This window comes from Steroidobacter agaridevorans, from assembly GCF_009932555.1.
Taxonomy (GTDB): Bacteria; Pseudomonadota; Gammaproteobacteria; order Steroidobacterales; family Steroidobacteraceae; genus Steroidobacter; species Steroidobacter agaridevorans.
This window is the reverse complement of record NZ_BLJO01000010.1, coordinates 244,399-268,541: the sequence shown is the minus strand read 5'-3', so window position 1 is coordinate 268,541 and position 24,143 is coordinate 244,399. Positions and strand designations below refer to the sequence as shown.

The 24,143-nt window shown below is 62.2% G+C and carries 16 protein-coding genes; 3 read left to right on the top strand and 13 right to left on the bottom strand.

Annotated features, from left to right (window positions below; translation table 11 throughout):
- Nucleotides 1-135: 135 nt before the first annotated feature.
- The 3 genes from GYH35_RS31085 to GYH35_RS31075 form a co-directional block, all read right to left on the bottom strand.
- On the bottom strand, nucleotides 136-1,926 hold the full coding sequence (locus GYH35_RS31085; RefSeq protein WP_161810145.1) for a beta-ketoacyl-[acyl-carrier-protein] synthase family protein: 1,791 nt from the start codon (nucleotides 1,924-1,926) through the stop codon (nucleotides 136-138).
- A 204-nt stretch (nucleotides 1,927-2,130) separates the two neighbouring features.
- Nucleotides 2,131-3,147 carry a class 1 fructose-bisphosphatase gene (fbp, locus tag GYH35_RS31080; protein ID WP_235936890.1) on the bottom strand — a complete coding sequence of 339 codons (1,017 nt, stop codon included), beginning with the start codon at nucleotides 3,145-3,147 and terminating at the stop codon, nucleotides 2,131-2,133.
- Nucleotides 3,148-3,314: 167 nt separating this feature from the next.
- The gene (locus GYH35_RS31075) at nucleotides 3,315-4,562 is read right to left on the bottom strand and encodes a diguanylate cyclase (RefSeq protein ID WP_161810144.1); all 1,248 of its coding nucleotides are present in this window, start codon (nucleotides 4,560-4,562) and stop codon (nucleotides 3,315-3,317) included.
- A 321-nt stretch (nucleotides 4,563-4,883) separates the two neighbouring features.
- On the opposite strand from GYH35_RS31075, the gene GYH35_RS31070 reads away from it, so the two are divergent.
- Nucleotides 4,884-5,672: a head GIN domain-containing protein gene (locus tag GYH35_RS31070; RefSeq protein WP_161810143.1), complete on the top strand. Its 789-nt coding sequence runs from the start codon at nucleotides 4,884-4,886 to the stop codon at nucleotides 5,670-5,672.
- Between the two features lie 88 nt (nucleotides 5,673-5,760).
- Here GYH35_RS31070 and GYH35_RS31065 read toward each other — a convergent pair whose 3' ends face one another.
- The 6 genes from GYH35_RS31065 to GYH35_RS31040 form a co-directional block, all read right to left on the bottom strand.
- Nucleotides 5,761-10,149 (bottom strand): DEAD/DEAH box helicase, encoded by a 4,389-nt coding sequence (locus GYH35_RS31065; RefSeq protein WP_161830429.1) that lies wholly within the window; start codon nucleotides 10,147-10,149, stop codon nucleotides 5,761-5,763.
- A 264-nt stretch (nucleotides 10,150-10,413) separates the two neighbouring features.
- Nucleotides 10,414-11,823 carry a dGTP triphosphohydrolase gene (dgt, locus tag GYH35_RS31060; protein WP_161830428.1) on the bottom strand — a complete coding sequence of 470 codons (1,410 nt, stop codon included), beginning with the start codon at nucleotides 11,821-11,823 and terminating at the stop codon, nucleotides 10,414-10,416.
- A 47-nt stretch (nucleotides 11,824-11,870) separates the two neighbouring features.
- The gene (locus GYH35_RS31055) at nucleotides 11,871-12,044 is read right to left on the bottom strand and encodes a hypothetical protein (protein WP_161830427.1); all 174 of its coding nucleotides are present in this window, start codon (nucleotides 12,042-12,044) and stop codon (nucleotides 11,871-11,873) included.
- 204 nt (nucleotides 12,045-12,248) lie between these two features.
- The gene (locus GYH35_RS31050) at nucleotides 12,249-13,691 is read right to left on the bottom strand and encodes an efflux transporter outer membrane subunit (protein WP_161830426.1); all 1,443 of its coding nucleotides are present in this window, start codon (nucleotides 13,689-13,691) and stop codon (nucleotides 12,249-12,251) included.
- A complete protein-coding gene (locus GYH35_RS31045) occupies nucleotides 13,684-16,866 on the bottom strand; it encodes an efflux RND transporter permease subunit (RefSeq protein ID WP_161830425.1) in 3,183 nt (1,060 codons plus the stop codon). Before GYH35_RS31045 ends, GYH35_RS31050 begins: the two co-directional genes overlap by 8 nt.
- A 98-nt stretch (nucleotides 16,867-16,964) precedes the next feature.
- Complete coding sequence (locus GYH35_RS31040) at nucleotides 16,965-18,185, bottom strand: efflux RND transporter periplasmic adaptor subunit (RefSeq protein WP_161810138.1); 1,221 nt, start codon at nucleotides 18,183-18,185, stop codon at nucleotides 16,965-16,967.
- Between the two features lie 277 nt (nucleotides 18,186-18,462).
- On the opposite strand from GYH35_RS31040, the gene GYH35_RS31035 reads away from it, so the two are divergent.
- A complete protein-coding gene (locus GYH35_RS31035; protein ID WP_161810137.1) occupies nucleotides 18,463-19,140 on the top strand; it encodes a glutathione S-transferase in 678 nt (225 codons plus the stop codon).
- A 117-nt stretch (nucleotides 19,141-19,257) separates the two neighbouring features.
- Here the strand turns inward: GYH35_RS31035 and GYH35_RS31030 are convergent, their stop codons facing one another.
- Genes GYH35_RS31030 through GYH35_RS31020 form a run of 3 tightly spaced genes read right to left on the bottom strand, consistent with a single transcriptional unit; the run spans nucleotide 19,258 to nucleotide 21,661 of the window.
- Entirely contained in the window at nucleotides 19,258-19,794 is a 537-nt protein-coding gene (locus GYH35_RS31030) for an NUDIX domain-containing protein (protein ID WP_161810135.1), read from the bottom strand.
- Between the two features lie 2 nt (nucleotides 19,795-19,796).
- A complete protein-coding gene (locus tag GYH35_RS31025; RefSeq protein WP_161830424.1) occupies nucleotides 19,797-20,675 on the bottom strand; it encodes a hypothetical protein in 879 nt (292 codons plus the stop codon).
- 8 nt (nucleotides 20,676-20,683) lie between these two features.
- Entirely contained in the window at nucleotides 20,684-21,661 is a 978-nt protein-coding gene (locus GYH35_RS31020; RefSeq protein ID WP_161810133.1) for a LysR family transcriptional regulator, read from the bottom strand.
- Nucleotides 21,662-21,842: 181 nt separating this feature from the next.
- On the opposite strand from GYH35_RS31020, the gene GYH35_RS31015 reads away from it, so the two are divergent.
- Nucleotides 21,843-22,718 carry an NmrA family NAD(P)-binding protein gene (locus GYH35_RS31015; RefSeq protein WP_161810132.1) on the top strand — a complete coding sequence of 292 codons (876 nt, stop codon included), beginning with the start codon at nucleotides 21,843-21,845 and terminating at the stop codon, nucleotides 22,716-22,718.
- Nucleotides 22,719-22,733: 15 nt separating this feature from the next.
- On the opposite strand, the gene GYH35_RS31010 is transcribed toward GYH35_RS31015, so the two are convergent.
- On the bottom strand, nucleotides 22,734-24,140 hold the full coding sequence (locus GYH35_RS31010; protein ID WP_202624882.1) for a SpoVR family protein: 1,407 nt from the start codon (nucleotides 24,138-24,140) through the stop codon (nucleotides 22,734-22,736).
- Nucleotides 24,141-24,143 lie beyond the last annotated feature (3 nt).

Here is a 24,143-nt window from a genome sequence, read left to right as displayed (position 1 = left end):
TTTCTGGTCAAAAGCGGCCAAGGCCCTTTTGACACGCCCGGAAAAAGGCGCGACTTTTTCCGGAACTGGTTTTCCTGATCAAAAGCGGCCGAGGCCCTTTTGATACGCCCGGAAAAAGGCGTGACTTTTTCCGGGCTAATCCAGCCCTTTCCAGCAATGCATTTGCGCCAGCTCGATGGCGCTGCGACGGCGCAGGCGCCAGTGGCGCTCGCGCTGTTCACGTTCACGGCGTAGCTCGGGCCAGCGCTCGAGATACGCCGCGAGCACTTTCTTGTCGGGCGAGTAGCGAGCGAACGCTTCGGCATGCGCCGCGCGCAAAGCCATGGCGCCGTTGTAACCACCGAAGCCTTGAGTTGCGCACAGCGCGCCGCCATCGCCGTTACCAATCACCGGCGCTGACTGCAGCTTGAACGATTCGGCCACCGTGCCTAGATCCGGATCGAGATGCCGCAATGTCGGCACGCCCACGGCAGGCTTGCCAAGCAGGAACTGCAGCGCCTGCGAGACTGCCTTCAATCCCGTCTCGCCCATGGTGTGGCCATCGCCCACCGCTTTCGGCGTGCCCACGGCCACCGTCGGCAATGCGCCTTTGATGCCTTGTCTCTCCGCGGCCGCTGAACGCGCGTTCGCCGCAGTCGTCAGATCGGTCTTCGAATTCGTGCGCGTGCCGGTGGCGTGCGCGACCAGATATTGGAAATCGGCCACCCCGTAGCCATGACCGCGGTAGGCGAGCTCCAACGCGTGCATCAGCGCGTTCTCGCCCCCGAAGCCGACGCCGGCGAAGTGCGCCTTGCCGCCCGCCTCACCGCTCTGGCCCCAGCCCACGATGATGGAAGTGATATCCAGGAAGTTACGCAACGCGAAGTCGAGCGTCGTGATCATCAGGCCCGAGCCGCCCTCGCCCACCACGGTCCCGTTCGCGTCGATGTCGAACGGCGCGAGGCTGTCCGCGATCGAGCGCTGTTCAGCGGGGCTGCGGCCGGCGTTGAGCGCTTCCAGCTTGCCTCGGGTCATCAGCGCGCCGGGACCGAAGGCGTCGAGGATCTGCCAGTTCGGACGGGTGGCCGCGTCGGCCGCGGTCCACAACACCAGCTGCGGACGCTGATAACCCGGATAGTCGAGCACCATCTGCGGCGCGAACTCGGAGAACACGATGGAACTGGATGCACACGCACCGACCGCGTTCAGCGGAGTCTGCGGCACGCGCATGAAGCCGCTGGCCGAGCGCAATGAATCGAGCAGTTCAGGATGTTTCAGCGACTTGCTGAGCGAATACGACGGCGCAAGCATCGTCGACAGCAGCGCCGGGCCGTGCGACGACAGCGAGTTCGCCAGACGCATTGCGAACTTGTCTCGCAGCTTGTCGTTCTCCGGCGTGACTGTACCGGCCGCGCGCAACTGGCCGTGCGCGTCCAGGCCGGGAAAGGCAGTCGCGCCGGCAACACGAAATTCATACGGATTCGGGATCAGCTCCGCCAGCGACACGGGCAGCGCCGCCAGCGCACCCAAGCCGGTGTAGGCAAACAACTGGGACTGCAACGACGGGCCGAGGCGCGGATCGTCGTCGAACAAGCCATACATGTCCTTGAGCGCCGACTCGCGGACATCGCGATAGGTGAGGCCGGCTAGCTTGCGCAAGCCGCCACGGTCGAAGTCATGAGGCAAGGAGGCGGCCACATCCGTGACGACGGCGTTGCCGAGCGCGGTGAGTTCGTCGATGTAACGGATGCCCAGTGACGCGCGCAGCTGCTTGCCATGCAGCCGCTCGATTTCCTCGGCGCTGGTGCTCTCGCCATTGACCCAGCGCAGTTTCAGCGAGCCGTCGTCTTGCGGGTCGATGTCGATCAGGCCGGCATCGAACGCCGCGAGCGCGATGAATTCCGGCGCGTTGGTCACGCGCGCGCGATAGGTTTCCGTGCTCCCCACTGCTGAGATCGAGCAGGGCGTTCCTACCGTGACTAGAACTTTATCGGCCGTGAGCACTGAGCTTCCCGAAAGACCCAAACCACCAGGATAGAAGAATACACTCCGCCGTCACAGGTTGCTGCAACGCGCGGACTTCCACAATGAATTACTGGGGTCTGCGGATACCCCAGCCCGGCTGAAATGAGTCTGGGGCGGCGCCTTGTCTCACAAATGCGCGGCGACGTGCTCCACTTCCTCGCTGCTGCCGATGATGACCGGGACCCGCTGGTGAATATCGGTGGGCCGCACCTCGAGAATGCGCTCGCCCGGGGCGCTGAGCGCCTTGCCGCCAGCCTGTTCGACGATCATGGCCATCGGATTGGCTTCGTACATCAGGCGCAGCTTGCCCTTGGGCGCTTTTCGGGTCGGCGGATACATGAACACGCCGCCCTGCAACAGGATGCGATGCACGTCGGCCACCATCGCGCCGGCATAGCGGCTCGAATAACCGCGCTCCTGCGCCCAGGACAGATACTTCTGGTAGCCCTCGGGAAAGCTGAGCCGATTGCCTTCATTGACCGAGTAGCACTTGTTGGACTTCGGAATCCGCACGCCCTGCGCCACGCGCATGAACGCGCCGTACGCCGGATCGAGCACGAACATATCCACGCCCAGGCCGATGGTCAGCACGAAGACGGTCGACGAACCGTACAGCACATAGCCCGCCGCGACCTGCTCGGCGCCGGGTTGCAACAGCGACGACTGCGGTTGTGGCGAGCGACGATCCTTGCGTAGGATGGAGAAGATGGTGCCGACCGAGCCGCAGACGTCGAGATTCGACGAACCATCCAACGGATCGAACAGCACGCAGTACTTGCGCTCGGCGGCATCGTCGGCGCGCAGGATCACGGGCTCCTCGTTCTCCTCCGAAGCGACGATGGCCACGCCTTCACGGCCGCCGAGCGTGCGTAACAGGATGTCGTTGGCGATGACGTCGAGCTTCTGCTGCTGCTCGCCCTGGACGTTTTGATTGCCGACCGTGCCCAGCACGTCGTCGAGCCGCGCGCGACGGACGTGCGAGGCGATCATCTTCGCCGAGATGGCCAGCGCCGAGAGGATCCAGGAGAACTGACCGCTCGCCTCGGGATAACGCGTCTGCTGCTGCAGGATGTGAGCTTGCAGCGTGACGATCTCGTTGGAGCGGGCGGGCGCGTCGGCGGGCGTATCGATCATGGCGGACATACGGGCGATGGGGCTCTGATTTGAAGTTCGATGTAATGCACCGGCGGACCGTTTGGATCCGCCGCGCTCAGTCGAAATGTATCATCAGAAAACAACGCGCCGGGGAACAGCGTCGATTGATAACGCTGTACATGAGAAATAGCAGGTTGTGACGTCGCTGGATGGCGTCAGGCGGCTTCGGTGCGCTCGCGTTTGCGAGGCACGCGGAACGCACCGGTTTTGAGCGTCGCGTATTCGCGATCCATGACGACGGTTCGATTGCGGCCGCCTTCTTTCGCTGCGTACAGCGCTTCGTCGGCGAGCTGGATCAAGCCATCGTGATTGCGGCCGGCTTGCGGCTCGACGCACGCGGCGCCGATGCTCACCGTCACATACGGGCCGACCGACGACGCCGGATGCGGAATCTGCAGCGCCGCCAGGTTGGAATGCATCTCGCGGCACAACTCTTCGACGCGATCGCGTTTCACGTCGAACAACAGCACCACGAACTCTTCGCCGCCGTAACGAGCCGCGACGTCCAATGGACGCCGTGCCGACTGCGCGATGGCTTCGGCGACGCGCGCCAGGCAGTGATCGCCAGCCTGATGGCCGGCGTGATCGTTGAACGCCTTGAAGTGATCGAGATCGACCAGCAGCAGTGCGAGCGGCGCGCGCGTGCGGATCGCTTGATTCCACAAGCGATCGATGTGGGCGTCGAACATGCGACGGTTGCCGATGTTGGTCAGCGCGTCACGATGCACCGAGTCGGTCAGCATCATGTTTCTGAACCAGTTCAAGCGCTGCGTGCGCGAGAAGCTGTAATGAAAGAAAAATCCCAGCACCAGCGCGACGCTGGTCATGGCCAGATCGAACAAGCGCTGGCCGGTGTTCAACCCGGCAACCCAGCCGGCCAGGCCGTAAGCGACCACGATGGCGGTTGCGGTGATGGTCGCCTGCCCCTGCATCATGCCGAACAGCATGTACGCCGAGAGCACCAGCATGGGCAGCACCGAGCTGAGCGAATAGCCCTGCCGATGCATGAGCAAGTCACAAGCGACGATGCACAGGCTCTGCAATAGGGCCACGGCCGGCGCCGCGAACGTCAGCCAGCGCGAGTACAGTTTGGTGTAAGTCACCAACAGCATCGCCGTGCAGGTCGGCAACAGCACGCCGAATCGAAGCACGTCGACGATGACCATCTGATCCGGCGCGAACAAGGCTGCGCGCAGCTCGCGAAACGGACCGCCCGCCATCGACACGATCAGCAGCAGCCCCATCGCCGGCAGCATCGTGTACTTCACCCGCTCGCGCACATGATCGGTATGCCAGTTGCGATACTGGCTCTCGAGCGGCTCGGCAAAGGTCAGCGGCGGCAACAGCTTCGCGAAGCGCTCGCGTAGGGTGTTGCGGTGCTTGGTTCGGGACGGAGGCTTCATGTGCACGGGAGTAAGGTTAACCCTGTACGTGCTCTGAGGACACGGACGAAAATCACGTTGCTCGCATTACCCTCACAGCATGCGTCCCAAATCGGCAGAAAAGCGGGGCGGAGTGATGAAGTTGTGACCCAGGTCACACTTGGCGCCGGGGTGCTGCAGGGGACGCGCACGTTCGCACGTCGTCGGGACGGCCGCCAGGAAGCAATCGGTGCTTTGGTGGCTCACCGGCGGCGGGCCGCGATTCGCCGGCATGGGCTTCCGCCGGGGCGAGGGCTCGGCCCATCATGAACCAGGGGCTATGTAAAATTCCGAGGTCGCGTCATGAACAAACTTCCCATGCTGGCCGCGATGGCGTTGCTACTGAGCGGCTGCGGCGGGCACGACGGCGGCGATCGCGGCCCGGTGGTGAGTGAGCGCCGCGATGTCGGCTCGTTCGATTCCATCAGTCTGGAAGGCGCCGCCAAGCTGGAGATCAAGATCGGCGAGCCGCTGTCGGTGCAGGTCAGCGGCAACGAGAAAACGGTCGGCCGCACCGAGACCAACGTCAGCGGCGGCACGTTGCATATCAAGAACAAAGCGCGCGACTGGACGATCCGGAACAACACACGCCTTACCGTACAGATCACTCTGCCCAAGCTCGAGTCGCTGGAGGTGGAAGGCGGCAACGATGTGAGCGTGGCCGGCCTGCACGGCGGCGACACGGCGATCAAGGCGGCCGGCGCGACCAACATCACAGCGGATGGTCAGCTAGACGAACTCACTGTCCGCCTCGCCGGCGCGGGTCACGCGGACCTGAGCAAGCTCGCGGTCGCCGACGCGAAAGTTACGGTCGACGGCGTCGGCAGCGTGATCGTGAACCCTCAGGAATCGCTCGATGCGACCATGAACGGCGTCGGCGCGATTTTCTACACAGGCTCGCCGCGCAAAGTGAACACACGCATGAACGGCTTGGGCACGATCGCCCGGCAAGATTCGAACGACGGCTCGAGCAGCGAGCCGAAGGTCGAGCCGGAACAGCCGCCAGCCGACCCGGACTCACTGGAGCTCGAGCGCGAAGATCCGAAGCAGGAGCCGGTGAATCACAAGGAAGGCCGCATCATCGTGATCTGATTTGATCGACCCGGTGTTTCGGGTCCACTCCGGTTTCTTGTTCCCCCTCCCGGCGGGAGGGGGTTAGGGGGTGGGTCTTCCGGCCGGATTAAGCGAGATCGGCCAGCGGCGCCGGCACCTGCCGCTTCAACAGCGCGCCTCTCACCTGCCATTGCTCGGCCGCGTCGAGCTGTTCGATGAATTTCACTTCGCCGCCCGCGTACAACGCCGTCGGCACACCGTCCCGATACAACACGCGATTGCCAGTGAGCGCCGGCAACCGTCCGCCCGGTGTGAGAATGCCAACCAGATTCAGCGGATCGGCCGCGGACAGCGAAACCAACTGCAAATCACTATCTCGCCGGCGCACTTCGCGCAGCTGACCGATCGCTTCCGGCAGCGCGAACTGTTCGCCCGAGAACCCAGCCACAAAACGCCCGCCGCGAATCTCGCCGCGTGCTTCCAGTCGCCGCAGGCACATCACCAGATCGCGCCACGGCGGCAGCCAATCCGCCTCACGTTCCAACAATTTCCAGAACACGACGCCCCAACGCCTCAGCAACGTGCGACAGATATGCTCGACGGCTTCGTCATTGCGCGGCGGCACCGGCTTGACCTCGTCGAGCTTTGTTTCTTTCCTCCTGACCAGCGCCCATCGACCCGCATCCTGCATGCCGAAAATGGCGATGCGTCGATGCCGGCGACGATCACGCGCGCTGCTGCGGCGTCGATCCGCTGGCATCAACAAGGCGCGCAGACCGCCGAAGCTGTCGGAGTTCACCAGGCCGAGCGCGACCAGTTCGCCCAGCGCCTCCTCCACCTGTACCGGCAACAAGCCGACGTGATCCACGATCTCGTCGTAGAACGACGCGCCGTTGTCATCGATGTAATCGGCGACGCGGCGTGCCTTGTCGGTGAGCTGTGAGCGTTCGATATTGTTCGAGAACTGCGACCACTGTTTCACATTGCGCCGAGGCAGCAACGCAATCGGCGTCGAACGCACCGGCGCGGCGCCCCGTTCTGAGTCGCTGCTGCGAGTGGCCAGACGCGTCCAAATGATGCGGCCGGCGAGACATTGCTCATCCAACCAGGCGGGTTCGTACTCGGCGATGCGCGCCGGCAATATTTCTGTCTCCCACGCACCGGCCGGAGCATCGAAGCCCTCTAGCTGCGCCAGCACCGCGGGCACAGAGTCCGGACCCTGCATGCGATGGTTCGGCGTGACCCGTTGCCAGTCGAACAGGAAGCGCAGGAAATCGCGCGCCTGGACCGGTTCGATCTCGGCACGCAGTCGCTTCACGGTGTAGCGATGAATGCGTGCAAGCAAGCGGCGATCGCACCACTGAAGGGTGCCTGCGGAGGCGTCCGAGTCGAAGCTTCCGCGCATCGCGGTGCCTTCGGCTTCGAGCGCCAACAGCGCGCCGTCGACGTCTTCGACGTTTCCACCGAACGATGCAGCCAGTTGTGCGGCGGTCGTCGGGCCGAGTCCCTCCAGGCGTCCACGCACAATCTCGCGTACCGCCTCGTCGCGGTCGCGCTTGGCTGCATAGGTCGCGGGCACGACGATGGGCGGGTCCATGGAAACATTGGGGAACAGGGCTTCGAAGTAAGGCACGCGCTCGGTAGCGACGAAGATGCTGGCTGTGCCGACGTTGAGCCTGGTCAGGCGCCGCTGAGTCATGAGCTCGTGACAAAGACCCGGCCAGCTCGGCTGACTCTCGACTTCTTCGTTCGTCATGAAGCTCAGCCACAACAAGGCATCGTGCAGCTGATCTGCATTGCCTGCATCCGGCCAGGCTTCTTCACGAACGCGAGCAATCGCAGCTGGATCCAGCTTGCCGATATCGGACGCGGATTGAGGGTCCATCCAGCGACGGCTCATCACCGCCTGCGTGCGTCGCTCCTCCAGTGGCGCGTCGTCGAGATAGGCATACGGGCGCGCGTTCAGCACTTCCAGGGCCAGCGGTGACGGCTCGGTGAGATCGCGACCCTCCACTTTGATTGCTTGGGTGGTCAGGGCGCGCAACAGCCGCTCGAAGCCTTCGATATCCATCGCCTCTTCCAGGCAGTCGCGCACCGTCTGCTGGACCAAGGGATGATCGGGGACCACGATGTCGCCGACGATGTTCTCGCCGCACGCCACCTGGTCTGGGAACACGGACGCGAGCAGGTCTTCCGCATTCATACGTGCGATCTGCGGCGGCACCTTCTTGCCACCGCGGAATCGCGGCAGCGCCAGCGCGATCGATGCGCCCCAACGCCAACGCGTATTGAACATCGGCGCATCAAGCATGGCTTGAATAAGGATGTCGCGCGCAGTGTTCGGGTGCAGATACTTCGCCACATCCAACAGCTCGAAACTGTGCGAGCCGGTCAGCGACAGAATGATCGTGTCTTCGGTGGCCGCGGCCTGCAGCTCGAAGTTGAATGTGCGGCAGAAACGTTTGCGCAGGGCCAGGCCCCAGGCGCGATTGATCCGGCTGCCGAAGGGCGAGTGAATCACCAGTTGCATGCCGCCGGACTCATCGAAGAAGCGCTCGAAGATCACTTTCTGCTGCGTCGGCAACGCGCCGAGCGCGGCCTGCGCCGACGCCAGATAGGCAACGAGTTGGCCGGCGGCGATTTCGCCGAGGCCCACTTCGTCGATCAGCCACTGGTAGGCGGCGGATCTGGCCGCGTCGCCATTGAAGGAGTGCTCATCGAAGCGGCTTTCGATCTCTTCGCGTAAGCGCGAGACCGCGCCAGACAACTCATCGGTCCGTCCCGGCGCCTCGCCAAGCCAGAACGGAATGCTCGGCGCTTCGCCCTTCGCGTCCTGGACTCGCACCGTGTTGCGCTCGACTCGCAGGATGCGATACGACGAATTGCCGAGCTGGAAGACGTCGCCCGACATGCTCTCGACCGCGAAGTCTTCGTTCAGCGTGCCGACCATCACGCCTTCCGGCTCCAGCATCACTTGATAGTCGGCCGTATCCGGAATTGCTCCGCCGGAAGTGATCGCCGTCAGGCGAGCGCCTTTGCGACCCTTGATGATGTGATTGACAGCATCGTGATACAGCAGCGCGCCGTGCCGGCCGCGTCGGGTCGTGAACCCCTCGGCCAGCATGTGGACGATTTCATCGAACGATTCGCGCGTAACCGTCTTGAACGGATATGCGTGTCGAACCAGATCGAACAGCTCTTGCTCCGTGCATTCGCGGGCAGCGGCTTCGGCGACGATTTGCTGAGACAGCACGTCGATCGGCGCCACCGGAATTCTCAACCGGTCCAGCTCGCCTCGACGCACGCTGTCGAGCAGCGCCGTGCACTCCACCAGGTCGTCGCGCGATTGAGGAAACAAACGCCCTTTCGGTGTCGCGCCGACCGCGTGACCGGACCGACCCACGCGCTGCAGGAACGCATTGATAGTGCGCGGCGAGGCGATCTGACAGACCAGATCGACATCGCCAATATCAATGCCGAGCTCGAGAGAAGCTGTCGCCACCAGCGCTTTGAGCTGACCGAACTTCAAACGCTGCTCGGCATCGAAGCGCAGCTCCTTCGCCAGGCTGCCGTGATGGGCGGTAACGGAAGGCGGCGCATCTTTGGGCTTGTCCTTGTCCAGACGCTCGGTGAGCTGACGACAGATCCGCTCGGCCGTGCGCCGCGTGTTCACGAAGATCAGCGTCGTGCGATGCTCGTTGATGAGTTGCACGAGGCGGTCGTAGACCTGACCCCAGGTTTCATTCGACATCACCGCTTCCAGCGGCTCTTCCGGCAGCTCGATGGCCAGGTCGCGTTGGCGAATGTGGCCGCTGTCGACGATGGCGCAGTCGGCCTCGCCATCCGGCAGCAAGTAACGTCCACCGACCAGAAAACGCGCGACTTCTTCGATGGGCTGCTGAGTCGCGGAGAGACCGACCCGAGTGAGTCGTCGGCCGACCAGCGCTTCCAGCCGTTCCAACGAAAGCGACAAATGCGAGCCGCGCTTGCTGCCGGCGACCGCATGGATTTCGTCGACGATGACCGTGCGCGTCGTGCTCAACATCTCACGTCCCGATTCGGAGCCGAGCAGGATGTAGAGCGACTCCGGCGTCGTTACAACGATGTGCGGCGGCTTGCGCCGCATCTGATTGCGCTCGGTCTGCGGCGTGTCGCCGGTGCGGACCCAGGTGCGGATGTCGACATCGCGCATGCCCAGCTCGAGCAATTTGTCGCGAATGCCGGCGAGCGGCGCTTCGAGATTGCGATTGATGTCGTTCGACAGCGCCTTCAACGGCGACACATAGACAATCCGCGTCTCATCCGGCAGCCCGAACTGCTCGCCTTCGCGCACCAGCTCATCGATGGCCGCAAGAAACGCCGCCAGCGTCTTACCCGAACCGGTGGGAGCCGCGATCAGTACATGTTTTCCTGACTGAATCGCCGGCCACGCGTCCGCCTGCGCAGGCGTGGGCGCATGAAATCGGGTGTTGAACCAGGCGTCGACCGCCGGGTGGAAATAAGGGGTGTGACTCATGGGGGCAGCGCCGAGCATACCCCAGACGTTGAGAACGATGACGCGAGTTCAAGAGCGGGTCTGGGGAATCGGCGCAGCATGCTATCGATCCCTGCCAGTCAGCGTCTTGTTTCGGCTCAGCTCTCCGGTCTCGACAGGTGTTTCCGATGAATTCGCTTACGCGCATAGAAACCTCCGCCGCGTCTTGTCCGCGGTGGGGTTGTTTGCTCATTCATGAGGTGATCTTACAACCTCAAGATGCCCGTTCAGTGCGCTTCAGGTTCGCTAAAGCGGTCTGAATATGCTGGCGCCTTCTCCCGCAATTGCGGAATGGAACTCGACGGCATAGCGATCCGTCATTCCAGCGACGAAGTCGCAGATGACGCGGCATGCAGCCGCCCCGCTCACGTTCGTTGCCAAGCGGTACCTGCCTTTCCAGTCATTTGGCAACAGGCTGCCGTTGCTCCCATGCAGCGCTTTGAAGATGTCCCGGACGATGTCTTTGCCTCGATACTCGACAACAGCCAGTCGGGGCGAGCGGATGACCAGTTCGAAGTTCAGATGCTTCAGTATCTCGACTTGAATCAAGGCATCGCGGGTCAGGCGCACGGTCGAGAAGGCGGGATGAGATTCGTTGCAGACGAACTCGACGCTGCCTATCAATTCTCCGATACGTTCCGCCGTGAACCGCGTTCGCCACTTGCCGTTCGTACTCAGGTTGCGATCGACGGTAAAGCACTGGACTCCCGCTAGTGCAGCTTTCAGCAGCTCGCTTGCATCAGGCGCCCCCGAGCAGCCGTTGCCGAAGCCGGTGTCGCCGAAAATTCCCGCGGCTGCCTCACAGAGCTCTGCAAATGAAACTGACTCATAGGAATTCTGCAGCAGACTCCTGTTGGTCTTCCGGAGGACGGTCGCGCAGATTCCTTCGTCGTTCATCAGTGAGTCGATCAAGGTCAGCGGCGTGACGAAACCTGCATGCATCGAATCTTCGAGGTCATAGGTCGAGTACGCGATGTCATCGGCCAACTCCATGAGTTGGCATTCCAAGGTCTTGAACTGCCCCGAATGTCCCCGTGATAACGCCACCTTTACTGTCTCGACCAGGCTGGCTTCGGATGCGTAATAGCCTTTGTCGATGTCGGCCTCCGCAGGGCGCACGAATGCAATGGCGTGGTCGTACTTCAAGATCGACGCGAGCGTGCGATAGCACAGGTCGAGTCCGCAGTCGTCCCTGCGTACGCCATCCCGGTCCAAAACAATCTTCCGTTCGACCTGCGCAAGAATGTGGAGCGTCTGGGCGTTGCTTTCGAAGCCTCCGAACTCGCGCATCAGTTCGTCGAGCGCCCGTTCACCGTTGTGTCCGAACGGAGGATGGCCCAAGTCGTGAGCCAGGCCGGCGAATTGCACCAGATCGAGGTCGATCTGATAGTCCTGCGCGTTGCTCGCGTTCAGTCGCTGCGCTATGCCGCCCGCAATCTGCGCCACCTCCAGCGAGTGTGTCAGTCGATTGCGGAAAAAATCCGATTCGGTTCCTGGAAATAACTGCGTCTTGCCTTGGAGGCGTCGAAAGGAAGGTGCATGCAGCAGGCGACCGTAATCTTTTCTAAACGGGCTGCGACCATGCTCGCGAGTCGCGTCGGCGCCCGCTGCGCCACTTATTCGTGTGATATCGCTTGCGGTGTAGAGCTCCGGCATATGATGCCATTGACCAGAGCCGGGGCCATCATGGACCCCACAGAAAACTAGCGGCGCTGGTCGGCAGCTCGTTTTGCTGCAACTGCGTTTCTGGATTCGCGCAAGATGCGATTTACCCGCTCCATGCGCTCTCGGGCCTCCGCTTGCACACCCTTGATTGCGTCATACGGGGCAAGGAGCTGTTGTCGATTGACCGAAGCAGCGACAGTTTTTTTGCTCATTCAGTAACCCCCGATTAGCGACGGTAGTGACGACATCGGCATGCTAGCACTGAATAATACTACTAAGACCAGTACTGCCGGTTTACGGAAATGTGGTTAAGGGCAAGCAAGAATATCCCGAATTTGCTGGCAACCTCGACGCTGAGATGGCTCGATCGCGCTCTGCCTCTCATGGGCAGAGCGGGACTTCGAGAGGCGTCGCCTTTACAACGACGCCTTGGCATCCAACGGCCGGAAGCCGCCGCCGAGCGCCTTGTATGTCGCCAGCAGCGCCGTCGCTGTCTGTGTTTCACTCAGCGCCAGCTGATCTTCCGCCGTTAGCGCGCTGCGTTCCGCGTCGAGGACGGTGAGGAAGTCGGCGACGCCGCTTTCGTAACGGGCGCGAGCCAGAGTTACGGCTTCGAGCGAAGCGGTGGTGCTGTCTTGCAGGTGAGCTTGCTTCACCTTGGCCTTCACGTACGCGGTCATGCTCGCGTCAGTCTCCTCCAACGCCTGAAGCACTGTTTGTTGGTACACGGCCAATGCACGATCCGTAGCAGCTTCGCGCTGTTTGATCTGCTGACGCACGCGGCCGAGGTCGAACGCGGCCCATTGAATGCTCGGGCCGAAGGCGTAACTTTCGCTGCTGCCTTTGCCGAGGTCGCCGCTGTCGATGGCGTCGAAGCCCCAGCGTCCGACGAACGAGATACGCGGGAACAGGTCGCCGACCGCAACACCGATCTGCGCCGTCGCCGAGGCCAGCTGACGTTCCGCAACCATGATGTCGGGGCGACGACGCAGCAGCAGTTCCGGCGTGCCGATGTTTTGAGTCGTCGGCAGCGTGGGCAGCTTCTGCACCGCCGAGAGCTGTGGGAACAGCGCTTCGGGCGACTTGCCGGTCAGCACGCCCAGACGCAGGATGCTGCGAGTGATGTCCGATTCGAAATCCGGAATCGTCGCCAGCGTCGCGGACAACTGAGCTTGCGCGCGTGATGTGTCGAGCTGCGTGCCACGGCCCGCATCGAGCCGAGCGGTGGTGATTCGCAAAGTTTCGCGCTGGTTCTCGGCGTTACGCTGAGCAACCTCGAGCCGCTGCTGCGAGCCACGCAACTCGAAGTAGTTGCGGGCGACTTCAGCAGTGATGCTCACTTGCGTGCTGTACACGCCCGCCTCTGCAGCCTGCACCAACGCCGTGTTCGCTTCGACGTTGCGACGGATGCGACCGAAGAAGTCCAACTCCCAGAACGCGTCGAAGCCCGCATCGTAGTAGTCCTGGTCACGGGCAAAGCCGAGAGCCTGGCGCGAACTGCCTCGCGATTCGGTCTGACCGGCCGAAGCGGTCACGGTCGGTGCGAAGTCCAACTGAGCCTCGCCACGAATCGCGCGCGCTTCTCGCAGGCGGGCAGTCGCGATGCGAATGTCGTGGTTTGCGGCCAGCGCCTCTTCGATGAGCGAGTTCAACTGCTCATCGTTGAACGCCTTCCAGAAATCGCCCTCGACATCGGCCGTCGCGAACTGCGTCGCGTCGGTGCTCACGAACTCATCGGGAGACTTTGTCTCGGGCCGTTGATAGTCCGGCCCGACCGCGCAGGCGGCGAGTACGGCGCTCACCGCGAGAACGGACAACTTCTTGCTCACACTCAACGCTACTTGTTTCAGGTTACGCATGATGGGCCGCTCCTTCGATGGCCTCTGATTTGTTGCCGGCACGGAATTTCTTGACGACGGCCGCGCGCAGCAGGACGTAGAACACTGGTGTCAGGAACAGGCCGAAGAAGGTCACTCCGAGCATGCCGGAGAACACGGCGATGCCGATGGCGTGACGCATCTCCGCACCCGCTCCCGACGCGAGCACCAGCGGCACCACACCCATGATGAACGCGATCGAGGTCATCAGGATGGGCCGCAGTCGCAGACGCGCGGCTTCCAGCGCGGCGTTATACGGATCGACGCCGGCCTTCTCGCGGTCTTTGGCGAACTCGACGATCAGAATCGCGTTCTTGCTCGCCAGACCCACGAGCACGAACAGCGCGATCTGCGTGAAGATGTTGTTGTCGCCGCCGGTGATCCACACACCGAAGATCGCGGACAGCAGCGCCATCGGCACGATGGCGACGATGGCCAGCGGCAGCGTCCAGCTCTCATACAGTGCGGCGAGCACCAGCACGACCAGCAGCACGCACAGCGGGAAGACGAACACCGAGCTGTTGCCGACCAGGATTTCCTGATAGGTGAGATCGGTCCACTCATACTTCACGCCGTTCGGCAGATTCTCGGCGAGGATGCGCTCCATCACCGCCTTCGCCTGGCCAGTCGAATAGCCGGGCGCCGGGCCGCCGTTGATGTCGGCAGTCAGATAGCCGTTGTAACGGAACACGCGGTCCGGGCCGTAGGTCTGCGACACCTGCACGACGGAGCCGAGCGGAACCATCTCGCCCGCTTCGTTACGCGTCTTCAATCGCAGAATGTCTTCAGCCTTCGCGCGGTAGTCGTAGTCCGCCTGCGCGATCACTTTGTAGGTGCGGCCGAAGCGATTGAAGTCGTTCACGTACTGGGACGCGAGATACACCTGCAGCGTCTCGAACACATTGTTGAGCGGCACGCCGTGCTCCTTCGCCTTGACGCGATTCACGTCGGCGAGGATTTGCGGCACGTTCACTTCGTAGTTCGAGAACACACCGGTGAGCTCGGGCGCCTGACGCGCCTTGGCGATCACCGCCTGCGTTGCTTTGTACAACTCGTCGTAGCCCAAGTCAGCGCGATCCTCGAGCTGCAGCTTGAAGCCACCGAGCGTGCCGAGGCCGTTCACCGGCGGCGGCGGGAACGTCACGATCTGCGCTTCCTTGATCGAGCTCAGCGCGCCGTTCAACTGCTGCGCAATGGCGAAGCCCGACAGCTCCGGCGACTTGCGCTTGTCGAAATCGTCCAGCGCGAAGAACACGATGGCTGAGTTGGAGCTGTTGGTGAAACCGGCCACCGACAAGCCGGGGAATTGCACCGCGTTGTGCACGCCGGGCACCTTCATGCCGATCTCACCCACCTCACGCACGATTTGTTCCGTGCGATTCAACGACGCCGCGTTCGGCAGCTGAATCAGCGTGATCAGGTACTGCTTGTCCTGCACCGGGATGAAGCCCTTGGGCGTGACCTGGAACAGGCCCCAGGTTGCCACCAGCAACAGCGCGAACACACCCATCGTCATGCTCTTGTGACGGAGCACGCCACGCACGCCGCCGACATACTTGTCGCCGGAGCGATGGAAGAAGTTGTTGAACGCCCGGAAGAAGCGGCCGAGCACTTTGTCCATGCCACGCGTCAGCGCGTCCGGTTTCGCACCGTGCGGCTTCAGCAGCAGCGACGCCAGCGCCGGGCTCAGCGTGAGCGAGTTGATCGCAGAGATCACCGTGGAGATCGCGATGGTCAACGCGAACTGCTTGTAGAACTCGCCGGTCAGGCCGGTGATGAAGGCGATCGGCACGAACACCGCGACCAGCACCAGGGCAATCGCGATGATGGGACCGCTGACCTCATCCATGGCTTTGTAGGTCGCTTCCAACGGCGACAGTCCGCTTTCGATATTGCGCTCGACGTTTTCGACCACCACGATCGCATCGTCGACCACGATACCGATGGCCAGCACCAGACCGAACAACGACAGCGCGTTGATGGAGAAGCCGAAGGCGAGCATCAGCGCGAACGTGCCGATGATGGAGACGGGCACGGCCAGCAGCGGAATGATCGAGGCGCGCCAGGTCTGCAGGAACACGATCACGACGATGACGACCAACGCCAGCGCTTCCAGCAATGTCTTGATCACGGCCTTGATCGAGTCGCGGACGAAGATCGTCGGGTCGTACACGATTTCGTAGCTGACGCCTTCAGGGAAGTTCTTGCTCAGCTCCTTCATGGTGGCGCGCACGGCATCGGACAGCTCGAGCGCGTTGGCGCCCGGGGACTGGGAGACCGGAATCGCGACGGCGGACTTGTTCCCCAACAGGCTGCGCAACGAATATTGGGCGGCATCGAGCTCGATGCGCGCCACGTCTTTGAGCGTCGTGACGGAGCCGTCGGGCAGCGTCTTGACGATGATGTCGCCGAACTGTTCTTCGGTGATCAAGCGTCCGGACGCGGTGACGTTCAACTGATAGTCGACGTTCGCCGGCGCGGGATCCGCGCCGATCACGCCAGCGGCGACCTGGACGTTCTGTTCGCGAATCGCGTTGACTACATCGCCCGCGGTCAAGCCGCGGCTCGCGATACGCTCCGGATCGAGCCACACGCGCATGGAGTAATCGCCCGAGCCGAACAATCGCACGTCGCCCATGCCAGGCAGACGAGCCAGCACGTCACGAATCTGCAGCGTCGCATAGTTGCGCAGATACACGGTGTCGTAACGGCCATCGGGCGAAGTGAGGTGCACGACCATCAACAAGTCGGGCGACGCCTTCAGCGTCGTGACACCGACGCGTCGCACGTCTTCAGGCAGGCGTGGCAATGCCTGCGCCACGCGGTTCTGGACCTGCACCTGTGCTGTGTCGATGTTGGTGCCGAGACGGAACGTGACAGTCAGGGTCATCTGACCGTCGCTCATGGCCTGTGAGGACATGTAGAGCATGTTCTCGACGCCATTGATCTCCTGCTCCAGCGGCGCGGCGACGGTTTCCGCGATCACCTTGGGATTGGCGCCCGGATAAGAGGCGTTGACCACCACGGTCGGCGGCACGACTTCCGGATACTGGCTGATCGGCAGCTGCCACATCGCAATGGCGCCGACCAGGAAGATGACGATCGAGACGACCGCGGCAAAGATCGGTCTATCGATGAAGAAGCGAGCGAATTTCATAGCGTGTTCCCCACAAAACGGGGGCGAAAGCGTCCCCTACAGCCGCGGCGCCAGAGGCGCCGCGGCCAAACAGGTCCAGGCAATACTTGATTGATTACTTAAGGCTTGGTCGACGCGAGCATCGCGTTGTCGTTCAGCCGCGCATCCATCGCCACCTTTTCGGGAGCGACGATCACGCCCGGATGCACACGCTGCAGGCCGTTGACGACCACGTTCTCGCCGGGCGCCAGACCGTCTTCGACGATGCGCAGGCCGTCGGTGAGCCGGCCGACCTTCACGCTGCGATAGGAGACTTTGTTCTCGCCATCGACCACGTAAACGAACTTCTGGCTCTGATCGGTGCCGATGGCGCGATCGTCGACCAGCACGGTCTTGTGCGAGCTGTGACCCAGCAACTTCACTCGGGCAAACAAGCCCGGCGTGAGATAGCCGTCCTTGTTCTCGAACGAAGCGCGGGCGCGGATCGTGCCGGTGCGCGGATCGACCTGGTTATCGACGAACGTCATCGCGCCCTTGTGCGGAAATCCCTGCTCGTTCGCCAGCGCCATCAACACGGGGTTGGCGGCGTCGCGCGAGCTCGGACGATCGCCGCGACGCGCCAGTTCGGTGTACTTCAGATACACCTGCTCGTCGCCTTCGAAGGTCACGTAGATCGGATCGATCGACACCAGCGTCGTCAGCAGCGTCGCCTGAGTCGAACCGCCCGTCACCAGGTTGCCCGCAGTGACGACAGCGCGGCTGACGCGGCCGGTGATCGGCGCCGTCACGCGAGTGAATTCCAGATTCAACTTCGCAGCGGTCACGGCGGCGCGAGCAGCTTCGACGTTGGCCTGCGATTCACGCTGCGCGTTGAGACGCTGGTCATACTCTTCGCGAGAGACGGCCTTCACGCCGAGCAGCTTCTCACTGCGCACCACATCGGTATTGCTCAATTCTGCACGGGCGACGGCGCGAGCCAGCTCGGCTTCCGCCTTCGACAGATCGGCGCGGTACGGACGCGGATCGATCACGAACAGCAGCTCGCCCTTTTTTACGATGCTGCCTTCGGTGAAGTTCACGCTTTCGATATATCCAGTGACGCGCGGACGAATCTCCACCGATTCCACCGCTTCGAGGCGGCCGGTGAATTCATCCCATTCCTGCACGTCGCGCTCGAGTGCGGCAGCGACGGAAACCTGCGGCAGCGGAGCGGCAGCTTGCGTCTGCGCTTCACTGCTGCAGCCCTGCAGCAGCAGCGTCAGCACGGCAGCGGCGAGCGCTGGCAACACAACGGTCACAAAACGACCGGCGGGCTGGCTGTCACGAGTTGTATTGTTCATTCGAGACTCCCTTAAAACCTTCAAGACAGATCTGTGTGGCAGCGGCACTGCCTGACTGGGGCGCAACTTTAGGCATCGGACGCAAGAGGAGAAATCGGGTTGAGCGCACGACATTGATGAAGTCGGATCAGGAATCGCGCTCGAATCGATCGGTTATTTCGATATGCCGTCATCAAAAGACCCCTGTCACATACGCGTTAAGTGCATCCAGTCGCTGCAGAATTGCGACAATCAGGGCACGGCGGCAATTACGTCGCAGGTAACGGAGTTACTCCGAATGATTGTGGTGCATCACCTGAACAACTCACGCTCGCAACGAGTGTTGTGGTTGCTGGAAGAGTTGGGCGTGCCCTATGAAATTCAGCGTTATCAGCGCGATGCCCGGACCATGCTGGCGCCGCCGGAGCTGAAGAAGGTCCATCCGCTAGGTAAATCGCCGGTGATTACCGACGACGGACGCACCATTGCCGAGTCTGGATTGATTCTCGAGTATCTGGTGGAACGTTACGGTGCCGGAAAATTGGCGCCGCCCGCGGGCTCCGAGGAGCGATTGCGCTACGGGTACTGGATGCACTACGCCGAGGGCTCGGCCATGCCGTGGCTCTTACTAAAGTTAGTGTTCGATCGAATCGAGGGCGGGCCGATGCCGTTTTTCATCCGTCCGGTAGCGCGGGGGATCGCGCAGAAGGTGAAGCAGACGTTTATTACGCCGCAGTTACAGCTGCACCTGGATTATCTGGAAGGCGAGCTCGGGCGCAGCGAATGGTTCGTGGGTAATGAATTCACCGCCGCCGATATCCAGCTGAGCTTCCCGCTGGAAGCAGCCGCGGTGCGCGGCGGCTTGGATCAGACCCGACCGCGGCTCTATGCTTTTCTACAAAAGATCCACGCACGCCCTGCCTATCGACGCGCGCTGGAGCGCGGCGGGCAGTATGACTTCGCGCCAAAGGAGTGACGGCTAGTTGGCCTTTGCCCGGGCTGCAAGTGGTCCGCTCTGTGGTTCGCAGTCGCATGCCGATGCCGGCAGCGGCACTGCAAGCGCCAGGAAGGCGATGACTTTTGTTCCTGCGACTCATCTTCGTCCAGCCAGCTTTCCCAAGAACCGTGACAGATGCGGGTCGCTTCGGAAGGTCGGCGCTTCATCGAAGTGAAACCACTTTATCGAGTAAAACTCCTCGGTATCGAAATTGAGAGGGGCGTGGCGATCTCCGTTCAGGACGTACCACAGCGATACATCGGTATGCCCCGCTGTGATGCCCACGGTGTCGGCAACGGTCAGCATCAAGGGAGCGCCGACAGCTTCCGTTAGCTCCAGTCCGAGCTCTTCCGCCAACTCCCGTATCACAGTGACTCGCGGATGCTCGCCCGGCTCGACGTGTCCGCCGGTGGGGAGCCAGAGTCGCGCGTTCTTGTGATCCACGAGCAGTACATGATCGCCGTCCACCAGGACGAAGTACGAAACAAGATGCTTGGGCGGCGTCGCCGGCTTGTGAATTCGGCACAGGTCCGCACCGGAGTCGATCCACGCCAACGCATCGTCACGATGCGCCCGCTCGAGCGCGTCGCAGGGTTCAATGGATGAAATTTCAGCTCGGATGACGTCGCGCACAGTCAGCGCACACACCGCGGCCCGCTGCACGTCAGCGAATTGAAATCATAAACGGCGGACTGACCGGGGTTGCCCGAGGGCCGAGGGACGTTTCGGAGAATGAAGAAGGTCGCTGGATCCGCGCCGGAAAGGCCGCTCGGATAAGTGAAGGGCGCGAGCACGACATAGGCTTTGTCCAGCCCGGGCCGGGATCTTGCTGTCGTGAGCAGAGCCCAGGCCTCCGTATCGGCGGGCGTGGCTGGACGAAGCAAACCTTTCGCGACGGCGCTATCGATAGCCGCTTGCCCAGACCACGGCGAAGTCAGCAGCTCCGAGTCGATCGACAACGAATCGCCGACCAATATCGTGCCGTCGCTGTAGCCGGGAAAAATCTGATTGACCGGCTGTTGGAAAAGCTTGCGGGCGATGGGGTTGACCGAACCGCTCTGCGCACCGCTCACATAGAAATATCCGCAGGGACCCGGATTGTCGTAGCTGCTCTTCAAGACCGGGACCGACTCTTCCAGGCCGACGACCGCCTGGTGGTGGTAACCGGAGATCATCACCGCGACGATTCGGGTGCCTTTGCTCCAACTGATATTCCAAACGCTCGGCTCGTAGGCCCCCAGCAGCAGCGCGACCGATTGCGAAGGGCTGTTCACGGTGATGTCGAAACGAGTCGCTTCGTGTCCGCTCTCATCGAGCGCATAGCCCAGTCGCCGGCCGGAATAGGCGCCCGCCGCATAAACGCGCAAATCTTTCGGGAGCGTCAGATTCTCGAACGCGCACGCATCAGCCGCGGGCGCCTCGAAGTCGACTTTCTTCAGGTCTTGCGCCAACGAAGTCGATGAGAACAGGAAAAGAATTGCCGCCATTGCATGGCGGATGAGAACTTCTGGCATGTCTGAGGTCAGGGCGGCGCGGCGGCCGCCATACGTGTGATACGAGCTGGAGCTGCATCGGCGCCATTGAGCGGCACTCGATCGGGCGTGACCTGCGGGAACAGGCCGCTCACGAATTCAATGAAGGCGCGAATCTTCGCCGTCGGCTGCCGATGCTGTGGATAGACCACGGAGACCGGCCACCATGCACCGTCGTTCCAATCTTCCAACACCGGTTGTAACAATCCCGACGCGATTTGCGCTTCGGCCGTGAAGTCCAGCGTGCGAACGAAGCCCGCGCCGCTCACGGCCGCGGCCACGGCGGATTCGGGATCGCTGAACGACAATGGCGCCGCCGGAATGATGGTGAGGTCGACCCCCTCCTTCCGGAACATCCAGTCACGAATCTGATTGCTGCCCGGGCGGAACATGGCGATGCATTGCTCGGGCTTGAGATCCTCCGGCGATTTCGGCGGACCGCCCATGCGCTCGATATATTCAGGCGAGGCGCAGGTAACGCCGCGCAAGTTGCCGACACGCCGCGCGATCAAGCTGGAGTCGCTGAGATTGCCGACCCGCAGGGCCGCGTCGATGCCCTCCTGCACCAGGTCGATCACCCGATCGTTCATGCTCATCTGCACCGTCAGCTCGGGATTCTGTTCGATGAACCGCGGCAGCGCCGGCACGATGATCTTGCGGCCCAGGGAAATGGGCACGTCCACGCGAAGTTTGCCACGCGGAACACCCCGAGATTCCGAGACCTCGTTTTCCGCCTGGTCGAGCTGGCCGAGCGCTTCACGACAACGCTCATAGAAGCCGGTCCCCAAGTCGGTCAAACTCAGCGAACGGGTAGTGCGATTGAGTAGGCGCGCCCCCAGGCGTTCCTCGAGGCGGCTGACCGCCTTGCTTATCGCCGAAGGGGACATACCTAGCGTCTGTGCGGCGGCGACGAAGCTGTGGGCTTCAACGACACGCACGAAGGCTACGATGTCACTGAAATTGTTCATTCAAAGAATTCTTTCCCTGCAGTCACGGAACCGTGACGTGGGCGCATTGTAGGCTCTCCATTGATGACCGTAACGCACGAAGTTTTTGCTCTCGCGGTGGTTTACCGCAATCCGAAGCTTGCTTAATGTATCGCCCAATTTCGCAACCCTTGATCAAGACCTGCTACTGGGGGATTGAACGATGTTTCTGGTGACGGACGTAACGGGCCATGTAGGCCGAGCAGTGCTCGCCGAGCTAGCCAATCAGCCCGTGGCGGTCCGTGCCCTATTGCAGGAACCCGTCGATCTGCCGATCAAGGCCTCGAATATCGAGGCAGTCCGCCCCGATCCGGATGACCCGAGCAGTCTGCAGCGCGCCTTCGAGGGTGTCGAGGCTGCCTTCCTGGCCTCGGGCTATTCCCCACACATCGCCGAAGCCCATCTGAAAATGGCCAATGCCGCCAAGGCGGCCGGCGTCAAACGCTTCGTTCAGCTGTCCGGCGTCGGCGCCAATCCGCAGATGTGTTGTGCCCGCATGCTCCGCTGGCTGGGCCAGGCCGAAAGCGGCGTGGCCGCTTGTCCGGACGTTGCCGTGACCCGGCTGCGCCCCGCTTACATGCTCCAGCTGTTGTTCGAATTCGCGCCCACGATCGCCCAGCAAGGGCTGATTGCCGGCCCGTTCCGCTCCAATGCCTGGAGCTGGGTCGACGCACGGGACGTGGCCGCCGTCGCGGTCGCTGCTTTGAAAGATCCTTCGCATGCGGGACGCATCTATACGGTGACCGGCTCGGAGTCGCTTAGCTTTCCGCAAATCGCTGACAGGCTCAGTCATATTCTCGGCAAACCGGTCCGCTACCATGACATCACTGCCAACGAAGCCCGTGGGTGGCTGCAGGGTAAGGGTCTGTCGCCGGTGATGATTGAAGCGAAGCTGGAATATTGGGACGCGTGCGCGTCCAACATGCTCAATGTCCCGCCCAATACCGTCGTTCAGGACGTGACCGGCCGTCCGCCGCGCTCTCTCGAAGCGTTCGTGCAGGATTACAAGGCGCGGTTCCTGTCAGCTTCCGCGGCCTGAAGTCGCCGCCACTCCTCAGCGAGTGAAGCTCGGCGTCAGGCCGGGCGAAACGGAAATCTCGACACTGCGTTGATCGTTGTCGACGGTGGCCATGGTCACCGGGCGTCGCCACACTTTCGCGACGTATTCCAGCACTTTCCTGGCACGTTCCGGATCGAGGCCGCGGCCGTCGGTGACATGGTCGTGCACCAGCTCGAGCTTGCCATCCACATGAATGCGAGACGCGCTCACTCGCGGCGCGCCGAAGCCGTACTTCGGATGCAGCAACGCCTCGTGAAGCATCGGCAGATCCATTTCCTGCACGGTCAGCGTGCCGGTGGCCGGGCCCTTGAAGCGGAACAGCTTCAATTCCGTGGCCAGGTCATGAGTGAGATGGTTGCGCACGAACGAGAAGTCGTCGTCTTCGGCCATGATCCGGCGAGCGGCTTCGAGGCCCTGTGCCTCGACGATCTTTTCCCAGATGGAGAAGCCCAGGTGATACGGATTGGTCGCGAGCGCCACGTTGTCGCCGCTCGCGGTCGGGCGTACGACATCCGAGTGACATTTGATCGCGTCCACGTAAGCCGCCGAGGGCAGGAAGTCCGCCTCGCGTAACAGTCGCGCGTGCCAGTACGAAGCCCAGCCTTCGTTCATGATCTGGCAGGCGAACACGGGATAGAAATAAAACGACTCTTCGCGGACCGCGAGGAAGATGTCCCGCTCCCAAGGCTCCATCTCCGGCGCGTACTGCGCGATGAACCACAGCAGATCGCTTTCGGGATGCGGCGGGATGGGGGCTTTCTTCGCCGGGCCGCTGTGGGTCGGGCGCACCGTGTCCGGACCGAGCGAAGCAAACCGTTTCGCGAACTCATCGTTCACCGGCAGGCCGCGCTCTGCAATGGTTTCAGGATAACGGGGGCGACGCAGACCCTGATCGATATCGATGTGTTGTTCCAGCGACAACGCCGCGTCGAGCACGAGCTCCACGCGTTCCAGGCCATGCTCCTCGATGGCCATGGCAATCTGGCGCGCATGCGCCGCTGCCTGTTCGACGATGTGTTCGCCGACCTGATCCTGGCTGCGACGGAACAACATGTTGTTCGCGGAAAAGTCCGCATGACCGAGCACGTGCGCAGTCACCAGCACGTTTTCCGCCGCGCTATTGCTCTTCGCGAGATACGCGCGACCCGGATTGCCGGGGAACACGACTTCGAACAGCCGTGACAGCCCCATGCGATGCTGGATCAGCTGATAGATGTAGCGAACTCCGAAAGACCAGTGCGGCATGCGCACCGGCAGACCGTAGATCGCGATCTCGGTCATGAAGCTTTCCGGCACCACCTCGAATTCGACGGGGTGGTATTTCAATCCCTGCGCACGAGCCAGCTGTTCGATGCGCGAGATGTGGGATTGCCAATCTTCTGTGTGCATCGGTTCAGGCATGAG